Origin of the sequence: Pseudoxanthomonas sp. CF125, assembly GCF_900104085.1 — a bacterium.
Taxonomy (GTDB): Bacteria; Pseudomonadota; Gammaproteobacteria; order Xanthomonadales; family Xanthomonadaceae; genus Pseudoxanthomonas_A.
Map to the genome: position 1 here is coordinate 92,567 of NZ_FNLD01000003.1, position 12,955 is coordinate 105,521.

Here is a 12,955-nt window from a genome sequence, read left to right on the forward strand (position 1 = left end):
TGATGAGTAACGGCCGCACTGAGAACAGTTTGAAACACAGTTCGCTTCACGGTCATCCAGAGAGGCACTTCCAGTCATGCGTCCCCTATTGATCAGTATCACCTCGGCAATTCTTATGACCGCGCCGCTATCGTCCTGGGCGCAATCGCCGTACACCGTCGAGTCGCCCGATCAACGTATACGGCTGGAAGTCATCGCGCACGAAGGCACGCTTTCTTATGCGGTCAGTCGGGATGGCGTCGTGATCATTTCGCCATCGCCACTGGGGCTTGTCACCAGCGAGGGAAGCATCGACGGCAACTCGATGCAGGCAAAAGGGGCAGAACGCAAGACCGTGGACGATGTCTATCGTCCTGTCGTGGGCAAAGCGTCGAGCGTTCCCGATCGTTACAACCAGCTTGAATTGACGTTTTCCGGCAAGGGTACCTCCACGAATCTGCGCCTGGTCGCCAGGGCCTACGACGAAGGAGTCGCCTTTCGCTACGTCCTGCCACAGCATAAGGACGTCAAGGATCTGAATATCATCTCGGAGTCGACGGGCTTCTTTTTCCCGGCCGACTACCGTTGCTGGGGCTTCAACCCCGGGCGCTACGAGAATTCGCACGAGGGCGAATTCGATCCGATCCAGGCTTCCGCCATCCGCGCATCCCATCTCTTCGATGCGCCGTTGGTTTGCAAGACGGGGACGGGGCAGACCACATTCGCCATTGCCGAAGCCGACAAACGCGATTACGCAGGCGCTTACTTCAGCGGCCGCGGCGACGGCGGGCTGGGGCTGCAGCTGGCGCTGTCGCCGCGTGCCGAGGTCGACCCGAACGCTGGATATCTCAAGCCGGCAGTTCATGTATCGCTGGCCGAAAAGCCGCTGGTCAGCCCATGGCGTGTGGTGATGATGGCCGACACGCCAGGCGGGCTTACCGCTTCCAACCTGATTGCGGCGCTGGGCAGCCCATCGGCGCTCGCAGACACCAGCTGGATCAAGCCGGGCAAAGCCGCTTGGGACTGGTGGAACGGCTGGGCCGTCAACATTCCCGATGCGGGCGTGAACACGGCTACGTACAAGGCGTATATCGACCACGCCGCTTCGATGGGCCTGGAATACATCTTGATCGATGAGGGCTGGTATGAAGGCAGCTCCGAGACCCCATCGCCGGGCAACGTCACCGAGCCTATCGCGCAGATGGACATGCCGGCCATCATTGCCTACGCGCGAGAAAAAGGCGTTGGCGTCTGGGTCTGGCTGCAATGGAAGCAACTGGACCGGCAGATGGACCAGGCGCTGGCCCTGTACGAGTCGTGGGGCGTCAAGGGCATCAAGATCGACTTCATGGACCGCAACGACCAGGATATGGTCGGCTTCTACCACAAGCTTCTGAGCAAGACGGCGGCGCATCGGCTGATGGTCAATCTGCACGGCGCCTATCCGCCCGACGGCCTGACGCGCACCTATCCGAACTACATGACCCAGGAGGGCGTGCTAGGCGCCGAGTACAACAAGTGGAGCACGAGAGTCACCGCGACCCACAATGTCACCTTGCCGTTCACGCGAATGATTTTGGGGCCGATCGACTACACGCCCGGCGGCTTTCGATCATTGACGCCGGAACAATTCGCCGTTCAGAAGCGTTCCACCCAGCCGTTCGTGCAGACCACGCGCGGCCAGGCCGTGGCCATGTACGTGGTCTACGACTCGCCGTTGATGATGGTTGCCGATAGTCCGGACGCGTACAAGAACGCGGACGGCAGCTGGGCCGATGGCGCCCGCTTCATCGGTCAGGTGCCGACCACCTGGGACGAGACACGGGTCCTTGAGGGCGACATCGGCCAGTACATCGTCACCGCCCACAGAAAAGGGCGCGACTGGTACATCGGCGCCATGACCAACGAGACGGCGCGCGTCCTTGACGTGCCACTGACATTCACGGAGAACGGCGTGACCTATCGCGCCTCGATTCTGGAGGACGGCGAAGACATCAATCATCTGCGCTCCAGCGAGAAGCAAGTGACGGCGAAAAGCAGGATCAAACTGTCGCTCGCGGCTTCAGGAGGGTCGGTGGTCGTGCTGTTGCCCGTGCCGAAATAGGAAATGATATCTGGACGCGGCCATGAGGGCTGACGACCGCTACCGGCCAGTCGCGGACATCGACCATCTGAACTACTAACGCAGATGGCCTTGGCTCGCACCAGCGCGAGCTATCTGTGGACCATAAATATCTAGCCAAGTTTGTTGCCCTGCAGACACACAAACGGCCGGTCTCTTTTCACTCAACTCTACCCCTAAAGTCTTGAGCTTAAGCAGCGATCTAATATCAGAAGCTGCATGGCCGGGAAGCACCTCTGGTTCGAACATGATCAACTGAAATATCGCCGGTCCAAAGACAATAACTCGGTGAACAAACCTCTTGCTGGGACGACCGTAGCTAATGCGAACAAGAAACGGATTCGTGATCCCGGAACCCTCCGCCAAGCTGACCATAGCCGGAGGAGGCGACAAGTGATTCTTCAGGAGTTCTGGCGCAGCTAGCGACAAGAGGCATGCCACCCGATATCGAGGCGGAGCCGGGGCGCAGCCTAGAATAAAAGGAATGTGGCCCTCAAAGATTGGAGCGTGCACACCATCTGTGCGGGCAGAATTGAAGGAAACCTTGAGGAGCCAGCGAAGTAGCAACGAATAGTTGTAGGTGAGAGTTAGAGTCTTCTTTGTGTAGTTTCTGACTAAGAGCCCGGAATAGGTCAGCAACTCCTTGCCATAAGAGTCAAGTTGGCTGAGGGGGCCATTGTTGCAGTAGCCACAGACGTCTCTGATTTTTGCCTCGCCCACCACCATTCGGTTAGCCACTTCGTTCCAGCCGACCACCGATTCTGCGGTCTTCTTTTGAAAGTCGTATATGAAGGCGGGTATGACGTGTTCCCGGGTTGCAGGCCTGTCCTTTCGGCAGTACGCACAGATGGCCATGAAGGGCTAACGCTTGCGCTAAGCCGCGCCGTGAAGCGGCTTCGAGTAAAATGAGTTGTTAGGCCGCCCCACGCGCGACCTACAAAAAATCGTTTCGTTGTGTGGCGATGGCCAGCGCTGCGTAGTCGAGCTCCTTTATCCTTCCCAATGCGTCCTTTCCATAGTTCTGAGGCTTCCTATCTGTCAGGTAGTAAGGGAACTTATGCAAACTGATATCGCCCGATGACAATGGAGTGAGACGCTCCATAACGATGAACCTTCCGGACCAACTCCAAGAGAATATTTCGGCTAAGTCATCGCCATCCTTAAACTGACTGTAAACCAAGATTTCCATCCAATTTGAAAAGTTGGATTGGCGATTCGAGACTTTGAGAACTTTGTCGGGATGCCCTGGGATTTCGTATACGTCTCGACTTGTGCCACGGGCGATTAAGTTCGGGCACTCAAGCCATAGAGATTCGAAGCTACAGTCGGGAGACGTGTGTCGCGGAATTTCGATTGTCATGAGTTCTTAGCAATTGTTTGGTTCGCGATTTTCTGCTTGTGCAGCGTAACCACCTAATAGCCGGATCCCTCGGCCCGTTTATCCGAGCTAACCACAACGCACGATAGGTGCGCGCCCGTTTTGATACAGCTCGATCTTAGGGCGGCCGGGCCCGGCTAACAAGCCGACGTAAACCAGACCAAGCAGAAAGCAAGTGCTCGGGCTCCAGCGGATGTCCGCTTTGGGTCGGAAGCTGCCGCTCCTACAGGCGGACTGTGCAAAGGTCACCGGGTAGTCTGGACCTACCGGGATCGCGCAGTCGTTCTGGAGAACGCCTGATGAAAGAGCGTCAAAGTTGCTTCCGTGTTTGGCTCAGGTGCCCGCGCGGTATGCAGGGAGTTTGCCTGCAGCATGAGTTGTATATAGAGGTCGGCATGATGTTCGGCCAACTCCACGCCCTCCCGGGTCAGGGTAGCGACAACATACTGCCTATAGGGTGCCAGGTAGGCGTTCCATCGCTCGATGTGGAACTCCACCCCGCTAGCCGAGCGCTGAAGCGTGGTACAGAAGCGTCGGCACGCGCGTACGTCAGCCAGCTTCTGGATCTCCAGCGCAACGTACGCCAGCTCTTCTTTCAGGCTTGGCAGGGGGCTGTCAGGAACAGTCGGCACCGGGAAGTTCGAGACATGCATCTCCATCACCGCCGTGAACAGCCAGGTTTTGTCCCGGTAGTGGGCGTAAACGGTAGCTTTGGTGAACCCTGCTATCTCCGCGACCCGGTGCATGCAAGTATCGGCATTGCCCGACTCTTCGAAAGCCTGGGCCGCAGCTTCCAGAATGCACGCCCGTGTGTGGGCCCGCACGCGCTCCCATCGCCTTGAAGATGCGCTCATGCCGGCTTCGCCTTGGACTGAGCCAGACACACAAGAGAAGCCTTTGCATCACCGGATCTCATACCCGCTTCCGTTGGTCAAGCGAGCCCAAAGGTTTTTCGCAGACTTGCGTCGATAGGACCCGATGGCATGTAGCGCCGCAGCTTCGCCAGTAAAGAGGCCTGACCCGCCGGGGCCCGCCGCATCTTCCATTTCCCGAGCACGGCCTCGACGATCGTATCGGCCACGAGCGCCGCGTCCGGCGCATTGCTGGATGCACGCTCGATAGCCCCAAGCGCAAGATTCCTCTCCCGGTCGTAGTCGGGCACCGTATTACGAGCCAGCTGTGTGTTCATCTTGAAACTGGTGTTGGTAAAGGAGGGCTGCACCAGCGTTACGCGTACGCCAAACTGGCGAAGTTCATGATCCAGGCTCTCCGACAGCCCTTCTACCGCATGCTTGCTGGCCGAATAGGCTCCCATGTAGGGGGCAGGAAGGAATCCCAACACGGAGCTGACGTTGATGATCCGGCCGGAACGTCGCGCGCGCATGTAAGGGAGGACGGCGCGTATCGTTCTCACCATGCCGAACACATTGGTGTCGAACAACGACTCGATCTCCGGGATCGCGGTTTCTTCCACCGACCCGATCAGGTTTTGGCCGGCGTTGTTCACCAGCACATCGATTCGTCCTGCCTCCGCGACGACCCTTGCAACGGCATCGTCAATGCTTGCCTGTTCACGGACATCCAGCTGCACAAGCTTTACCCCCTTGACCGGCTCCGCATGCTCGAGCTGACGCATGCTGCCGAAGACCGTACAACCCTTGCCGGCAAGGGCCTGAGCGCTGGCACGTCCAATACCTGATGAAACGCCGGTCACCAGAACGACTTTCTTTTCCATGTTTTCTTCCCTAATCAAGTTCATTGCAAATCCCGAGGCTGCTGCTTAGTGCGAAGCGGCCAGCCGCGGATCCGGGTCGCCGGCAAGTTTGGCGGGCTTGATCTTGAACCAGATCGAGTACATGGCCGGCAGGAAGACCAATGTCAGGATGGTTCCTGCGAGCGTGCCGCCGATCAACGTGTAGGCAAGCGTTCCCCAGAACACCGAATGGGTCAGCGGGATGAATGCCAGGATCGCGGCCAACGCGGTCAGAATCACCGGTCGCGCACGCTGCACGGTGGCCTCCACGACGGCGTCGAAGGGGCCTAGTCCTTCCTGTTCGTTGTGATGGATCTGCCCGATCAGGATCAAGGTGTTGCGCATCAGGATTCCGGACAACGCAATCAGTCCGACCAGCGCATTGATGCCAAACGGCTGCTGGAAGACCAGCAACGTCGGTACGACACCGATGAGCCCAAGGGGGCTGGTGGCGAAGACCATGATCATCGCTGCGATCGAGCGCACTTGCAGGATGATGATGAGCAGCGTGAGCGCGATCATGATCGGGAACAAGGGCAGCATCGCCGTGGTGGCTTTGCCAGATTCCTCGATCGAGCCGGCCTGCTCGATACGGTATCCTGAAGGCAGCCGCTCGATGATCGGCTGCAACTGCTTCATGACGGCGGTGGAGACATCCGGCGGCTGCAAACCTTCCGCAATGTCGCCGCGCACGGTGATGGTGGGCGTACGGTCGCGGCGCCGCAGGATGGGATCTTCCATGCGCACCTCCACCGCACCCACTTGTGAAAGCGGGATGCGCTGCCCGGCAGATCCCACCAGCGTAAAGTCCGCGATCTTTGCCGGGTCGAGACGCGTGTCGCCCGCCGCGCGGCCGACCACTTGTACCGAGCGGATGTCCTCGCGCACCTCCGTCAGCGGCGCCCCGCTCAGCAGGAACTGCAACTGCAGGGCCACCGAACTGGAGGTCAGCCCCACGGCATTGAGGCGGTCCTGATCCAGCGTGAAGCGCAGAGTTGGAACGCGCGCGCCCCAATCCGTATTGACGGTACGCATCATCGGGCTGGCGTTCATGACGCTGCCGACTTCAGCCGCAATCGTACGCAGCTTGTCCGGATCCGGCCCCATGACGCGGTAGGCCACCGGAAACGGCGAAGGAGGTCCAAATACGATTTGGGTGACGCGCACCCGCGCCTCCGGTGCCAGTCCATCGGCTATCGCGTGTCGAAGCCTGAACTTGAGGGCTTCCCGCTCCTTGTCGTCTCCGGCGAGGACCACGATCTTGGCGAACGACGAGTCGGGCAGTTCGGGCGACATCGCCAGGAAGAAGCGCGGGGCACCCTGGCCGATGTAAGCAGTGACAATGCGGGCTTCCTTCTGCTTCGCAAGCCAGGCCTCGACCTTCGCTGTCGCAGCACTCGTTTGTTCGATAGAGGTGCCATACGGCATCTGCACCTCGACCAGCACCTCCGGTCGGTCGGACGTCGGGAAGAACTGCTTCTTGACCAGCCCCATGCCGACGATGGCCAGGGCGAACATACCGACTACCGCACCGGCCACCAGCCATTTGCGTGCGATCACGCGCCCAAGCAACTCCCGGAACCGGTTGTAGTTGCGCGTGTTGTAAATGGCTTCGTGCCCACCTTCCACTTTCTTGATGTCCGGCAGCAGCTTCACTCCCAGATAGGGCGTGAATACCACGGCCACGACCCAGGAAACGATCAGGGCGATGCCGACGATCCAGAACATGTTGCCGGTGTACTCGCCAGCGGTGGAGCGGGCGAATCCATTGGGCATGAAGCCGATCGCCGTGACCAGCGTTCCGGAAAGCATGGGCGCGGCCGTGTGGCTCCAGGCGTAGGCCGACGCGGTCACACGGCTGTACCCCTCCTCCATCTTCACCACCATCATCTCGATGGCGATGATGGCGTCGTCTACCAGCAGACCCAAAGCCAGGATGAGCGAGCCGAGCGTGATGCGGTCGAAGTTCTTGCCGGTGGCCGCCATGATGACGAACACGGCCGCCAAGGTCAGTGGCACGGCGGCCGCGACCACAATGCCGACCCGCCACCCCATGCTGATAAAGCACACCACCATCACCACGAGCAGCGCGACGAAGAACTTGACCATGAACTCGTTTACCGCCGAGCTGATGTTCACAGCCTGATCGGTGACTTTGGTGAGCGTTATGCCCAAGGGCAGCTGCGCGTTGATTTTGGTGACTTCTGCTTCCAGGGCCTTGCCCAGGTCGAGTCCATTCCAGTCGTCGCGCATGACGACCCCCAGCAGCAAGGCAGGCTCGCCGTTGTTGCGGACCAGGAAGCTGGCCGGATCTTCATAGCCGCGTTCGATGGTTGCCACATCCGACAGCTTCAGCGTCCGCCCTTGCGCGACGACCGGCGTCTGTCGAATCTTCTCCAGGCTGTCGAATGCTCCTTCCACGCGAAGGAAGACCTGCGGCCCCTTGGTCTCGATCGAGCCAGCGGGAGTCAGTACGTTCTGGCTGTTGAGCGCGGCAAAGATGTCCTGCGGGCTGACGCCCAGGGTGGCCAGCCGGTCATGGGAGAATGAAACGTAGATGCGCTCGGGCTGCTCCCCGATGATGTTGACCTTCTTCACTCCGGGCACATGCAGCAGTTGCTGGCGCAACTTTTCCGCATCGCGCACCAGCAGTCGTTGCGGCTCCCCCTTTGCTTTGAGGGCAAAGAGCGCAAACGTCACGTCCGCGTATTCGTCGTTGACGATCGGCCCAATGACACCTGCGGGCAGCCTCTTGGCTTCGTCCCCCATCTTCTTGCGAACCTGATAGAACTCCTCCTGGACCTCTGCGGGCGGCGTGGTGTCCAGCAAGGACACCATCGTGAAGGCCAGGCCCGGGCGCGTGTAGGTCTCGGAGCGGTCGTACCATCTCAGCTCCTGCAGTCGCTTTTCCAAGGGTTCGGCGACCAGGTCCTGCATCTCCTGCGCCGTCGCTCCCGGCCACGCCGTGACGACCGTCATCTGCTTGATCGTAAACGGCGGGTCTTCTGCCCGGCCAAGTTGGAAAAAAGCAAAAATGCCCGCCGCGGAGATCAGGAAGATCAGGAACAGCGTGATAGAGCGCTCACGCACTGCGAGCGACGAAAGATTGAAGCGCCCTTCGCTCATGGCTGAGCTCCGGAGGGCTGCGCTTCGCCCTCACCGATCGGCGTGACAATCTGCCCTTCCCGAAGAAGGTGCGCGCCGAGCGATACCACCCGATTGCCGGCTTTGAGGTTGCCCTTCACCTGTGCCACGTCGTCCGAAAGCCCCAGCACCCGGACCGGGCGCCACACGGCTTTTGCGGGTTTACCCTCGAGGGCCCAGACGCCCGGCCCTTTTCCAGGATCGAACAAGGCGCCGATCGGAACTTGCAGCGCGGCGGCGGATTGGGTGCCATCCGGAATCTCGACCGTGACGGTGGCGCCCAGCGGTGCTTCGGCAAGCGCGCCATCAAGCACATACCTGGCCTCGTAGGTACGCGTCACCGGATCGGCTGCGTCGGACAGCTGCCGCAATTTGGCCGATACCGTGGTCTGGCTATCGCCGTACAGCTTCGCCTGGGCCAACGATCCCACCGCCGGTCGCAGCGTCTCGGGCAGGTACACGACGGCCTCGCGCTCTCCGGTGCGGGCCAAGCGCACGACAGGCTGGCCGGCGCTCACCACCTGGCCCGGCTCGGCCAGTGTTTCCATCACCACACCGTCCACGTCGGCGATGAGCTCCGCATAACGGTTGGCGTTGTTCGCAACCTGGGCCTGGGCTTGCGCAGCGCTCAGTTGCGCTCGGGCCGCGTCGGCCGCCGCTTTGCTCTGGTCATACGAAGAGGCCGAGATTGCGCCTGTACCGAGCAAGGCGCGGTACCGCGCTTCATCTGCGATCGCCTGCTGGGCCTGTGCGCGTGCGGCTGCCACTGCTTGCAGTTGCGCTTGAGCGGAAAGCTGCAGATCCGCGGGATCGATGCGCATCAGGAGCTGGCCGCGCCGGACGGTCTGCCCGGCATCCACCAGCCGCTGCGCCACCTTGCCCGCGACCCGGAAGCCAAGATCGCTCTGAACCCGGGCAGCCACCGTGCCGGTGAACGCACGCGAGCTGGAGTGGTTCCCCACTACTGCCGCAGTGCGCACCAGGGGCGCTTGCGTCCGGGGATCGGCCGGTGGCTCGGCGCCACAGCCTGCCAGACCGCCAACGAGAGCGATCGCTAATGATTTCTTAACAATCTGAAGCATGGGAGTCCCGTCGGGTCAAACCTGGACGGGTACTTTGATCCTAGTGACTATATTAGTCAATAGTCACTATCGGCTATGGCGAAAGACTCCGCAGCACCAGGCTGGAGAGCAGGGCCGGCGCCTGCTCCGTGTATTCAAGGCTGTGTTGCAGCATCAGGGGATTCAGATAGGGACGCAGGACCAGATAGACGGCGTTGGTGGCCTCATCCAATGGGGTCTTACGCTCGAAATCACCGCAATCCCGGCCCTGCTGGAGAATTTCCTGGAGCAAGGAACGCAGCCGGTCCTCGTAGGCCAGCACCGATTGCCAGCGCCCGGCGGCGGCCGATTCCGCGATCTCGTAGAGCTTGCGATCCTGAAAGAACAGCCGCTGGCTGGCCTCTACTGAGACTTTGAACATTCGCCGCAGCTTCTCCGCGGGCTGGTCCGCCCCCTCGACAGCTTGCTGGATCTCGCCCTCGATCTTCGCCAGGCAGTTGCCGCAGATCATCTCGCCAATGGCCTGCTTGGACTCGAAAAATTTGTAAACGTAGGCTTTCGAGAAGCCGATAGCCCTGGCCAGGTCGGAGACGGTGGTCTTCTCGTATCCGTAGTGGCTGAAATGCTCCGTAGCCGCGGCCACGATCTGATCGCGGATTTCGTGAGCTGCCGGGCCACGTCCGGCTGTAACTTGGGCAACTTGTGTATTCATGCGAGCAGCTTACCCTCGCCCCTCTGAACCATCAACGCGTGACACCTTATGACATTGGTCACTTCCGGAAGAATGGTCTGCCGCGTCTAGTTAAAGACAGGCGCCAGACAGCGCACTGCACGGAAGGCCCGCTTCTGGTTACGGCTGGAGGCCAAGGCTGGCTTCCACGCAAGCGTGTCGAAGGCGCCGAATTGGCTTTGCGGATGTCAGTTCCCCGCCAGAACGGCCATTCGCGGCTTGGCGATCAGCCCCGGTAGCACGCCGTGACCCTCTTGCGGCCGGTGCCAGCAACATATATGATGATCATCATATGAAGAAGACCGCCACCCCTTCCAAGGCTGCCACCCATGAGCGCATCGTCGACGCCGCGGCGCGCGCGATTCGGCGCAGCGGCTACAACGGCACTGGCGTCGCGGACATCATGAAAGCCGCCGGCCTGACCCACGGCGGCTTCTACGCCCATTTCCCCTCGCGGGATGCGATGCTCGCCGAAGCCGCGGATCGCGCCGGCAGCGAGGCCGTAGTGCTGATGGAGCGCGTCGCCGCCACTGTGCCGCCGCAACAGGCGCTGCAGGCGATGATGCAGGCCTATCTGTCCGAAGACCATGTAAAAAGCATCGAAACCGGGTGCGCAACCGCCGCCCTCGGTTCCGAGATGCCGCGCCAGGCGCCTGAAGTTCGGCGTGCCGCTACGCGTCGCATCAAGGAGATGATCGATCTTGTCGCCCGCCATTCGAACGATTGGGGACAGTCAGAAGCACATGAGCAGGCCCTGGTGGCGGTGTCCACCATGGTCGGCGCACTCGTGTTGGCTCGCGCCGTCGACGACGCCCGACTCTCCGACGCATTGCGCGAAGCAGCCCTGAACCATTTCACTCAAGCTGACTGAGGCGGCACGCCCATGACTTCTTTCCGCCCATGAATATGATGTTCGTCATATTACTATGTCACAGCCGTCCTACCAATAAGGCATTCCCATGAAACCCAACAGACCCATCGCGCTTGTCACCGGCGCCTCATCGGGCATCGGCAAGGCCACCGCAGAGCGCCTCGCAGCCGCCGGATACACCGTCTACGGCTCCAGCAGACGCGGAGCGCAAGAACGGCAGCTGCCGTTTACGATGCTGCCCCTTGACGTCACCAACGATGAATCGGTCGAAGCCATCGTCAGCAAAGTGATCGAGCTGGAAGGCCGTATCGACCTGCTGGTGAACAACGCCGGATTCGGCGTTGCTCCCGCTGGCGCGGAAGAAAGCTCCATCAAGCAGGCCCAAGCCATCTTCGATACCAACTTCATGGGTATGGTGCGGATGACACGCGCCGTCGTTCCGCACATGCGACAGCGTGGCAACGGACGCATCATCAACATAGGCTCGGTGCTGGGCTTCCTGCCGTTGCCTTTCGGAGCGCTCTATGCCGCCACCAAGCACGCCATGGAAGGTTATTCGGAATCGCTGGACCATGAGCTGCGCACCCGAGGCATCCGGGTTTCGGTCGTCGAGCCGGCCTATACGAAGACCCAGTTCGACGCGAACTTCATGGAACCGGACGCGAAGCTAGAGGAGTACCGCCAGATCCGCGCTTCTCTTGCCTCGACGCTCAAGGCCGTGATGGACATCGCCGACCCGCCCGATGTCGTGGCGGACGTTGTGCTCAAAGCGGCGACGACGGCACGTCCGAAGCTTCGGTACACGGCCGGCAAGCTCGCCGCACGTTTGAGCCTGCTTCGCAGGTTTGCGCCTGCTGCTGTCCTGGACTCCGGAATCCGGAAAGACCTGCGGCTCGACGCGAGGAGCGCATCATGAAAGCCTTCATTCTGGATCGCTATGGAAAAACGGTCGGCTTGCGGATGGGTGAAATGCCGGAACCAGAACTGCGTGCGGATGACGTGCTGGTCAAGGTCCGCGCCGCGGCGATAAACGTCCTGGATTCGAAGATCAGAAACGGCGAATTCAAGCTCCTCCTGCCCTATCGCCTACCTCTGGTCCTGGGAAACGACGTCGCAGGCGTGGTGATTCGCGTCGGGCCCAACGTGCGGCGGTTCAAGCCCGGTGACGAGGTCTACGCCAAGCCGCCCACGGAGCGGATCGGCGCATTCGCCGAAATGATCGCGATGGATGAAAAGGCCGTAGCGCACAAGCCCGAAGCGCTGAGCATGGAGGAGGCTGCGTCCTTGCCGCTGGTTACGTTGACCGCGTGGCAGGTATTGGTCGAACGGGCGAATCTGCAAAAGGGACAGAAAGTCCTCATCCACGCCGGCTCGGGCGGCGTGGGAACCGTTGCCATCCAGTTGGCGAAGCATCTCGGGGCGTTCGTCGCCACCACCACGAGCGCGGCCAACGTGGACTTGGTGAAACGACTCGGCGCCGATGTGGTCATCGACTACGGCAAGGAGGATTTCGAGCAGGTACTTCAGGGCTATGACGTCGTCCTCAACAGCCTCGGCGCAGACGTGCTCGAAAAGTCGCTGCGGGTGCTGAAACCCGGAGGCAGGCTCATTTCGATTTCCGGCCCGCCCGATCCCGGGTTCGCAAAGGAGATCGGCGCTTCCTGGTTCATGAGGCTGGCCATGCGCCTGCTCAGCTACGGCATCAGGAAGAAAGCCAAACGTCATGGCGTGAGCTATTCGTTCCTCTTCATGAGGGCCAGCGGCGATCAGCTGCGCGAGCTTGGCCCACTCATCGACGCCGGAGCGATCCGGCCGGTGATCGACAAGACGTTTCCATTCGCGTCGACCAACGAGGCAATGGCCTACGTCGACAAGGGTCGAGCGAAAGGCAAGGTCGTTGTCACGATGGGATAAAGA

The 12,955-nt window shown here is 60.7% G+C and carries 9 protein-coding genes; 4 read left to right on the forward strand and 5 right to left on the reverse strand.

Annotated elements, in window-relative coordinates; all coding sequences use genetic code 11:
* Positions 1–115 precede the first annotated feature (115 nt).
* Entirely contained in the window at positions 116–2,083 is a 1,968-nt protein-coding gene (locus BLR66_RS13960) for a glycoside hydrolase family 97 protein (protein WP_255402615.1), read from the forward strand.
* Between the two features lie 1,659 nt (positions 2,084–3,742).
* On the opposite strand, the gene BLR66_RS13970 is transcribed toward BLR66_RS13960, so the two are convergent.
* The 5 genes from BLR66_RS13970 to BLR66_RS13990 form a co-directional block, all read right to left on the reverse strand.
* On the reverse strand, positions 3,743–4,333 hold the full coding sequence (locus tag BLR66_RS13970; RefSeq protein WP_093288242.1) for a TetR/AcrR family transcriptional regulator: 591 nt from the start codon (positions 4,331–4,333) through the stop codon (positions 3,743–3,745).
* 77 nt (positions 4,334–4,410) lie between these two features.
* Complete coding sequence (locus BLR66_RS13975; RefSeq protein WP_093289862.1) at positions 4,411–5,214, reverse strand: oxidoreductase; 804 nt, start codon at positions 5,212–5,214, stop codon at positions 4,411–4,413.
* Positions 5,215–5,259: 45 nt separating this feature from the next.
* Positions 5,260–8,358, reverse strand: a complete 3,099-nt coding sequence (locus BLR66_RS13980; RefSeq protein WP_093288246.1) for an efflux RND transporter permease subunit — start codon at positions 8,356–8,358, stop codon at positions 5,260–5,262.
* Positions 8,355–9,458, reverse strand: a complete 1,104-nt coding sequence (locus tag BLR66_RS13985; RefSeq protein ID WP_093288249.1) for an efflux RND transporter periplasmic adaptor subunit — start codon at positions 9,456–9,458, stop codon at positions 8,355–8,357. Before BLR66_RS13985 ends, BLR66_RS13980 begins: the two co-directional genes overlap by 4 nt.
* A gap of 73 nt (positions 9,459–9,531) precedes the next feature.
* Positions 9,532–10,149, reverse strand: a complete 618-nt coding sequence (locus BLR66_RS13990; RefSeq protein WP_093288253.1) for a TetR/AcrR family transcriptional regulator — start codon at positions 10,147–10,149, stop codon at positions 9,532–9,534.
* A gap of 310 nt (positions 10,150–10,459) precedes the next feature.
* Here BLR66_RS13990 and BLR66_RS13995 point away from each other — a divergent pair, with 310 nt between their 5' ends.
* The 3 genes from BLR66_RS13995 to BLR66_RS14005 all read left to right on the forward strand — a co-directional run bounded on the left by BLR66_RS13995 (position 10,460) and on the right by BLR66_RS14005 (position 12,952).
* On the forward strand, positions 10,460–11,038 hold the full coding sequence (locus BLR66_RS13995; RefSeq protein ID WP_093288256.1) for a TetR/AcrR family transcriptional regulator: 579 nt from the start codon (positions 10,460–10,462) through the stop codon (positions 11,036–11,038).
* An 88-nt stretch (positions 11,039–11,126) separates the two neighbouring features.
* Positions 11,127–11,954, forward strand: a complete 828-nt coding sequence (locus BLR66_RS14000) for an oxidoreductase (protein ID WP_093288259.1) — start codon at positions 11,127–11,129, stop codon at positions 11,952–11,954.
* The gene (locus BLR66_RS14005; protein ID WP_093288262.1) at positions 11,951–12,952 is read left to right on the forward strand and encodes an NADP-dependent oxidoreductase; all 1,002 of its coding nucleotides are present in this window, start codon (positions 11,951–11,953) and stop codon (positions 12,950–12,952) included. Before BLR66_RS14000 ends, BLR66_RS14005 begins: the two co-directional genes overlap by 4 nt.
* The last annotated feature ends 3 nt before the right edge of the window (positions 12,953–12,955 follow it).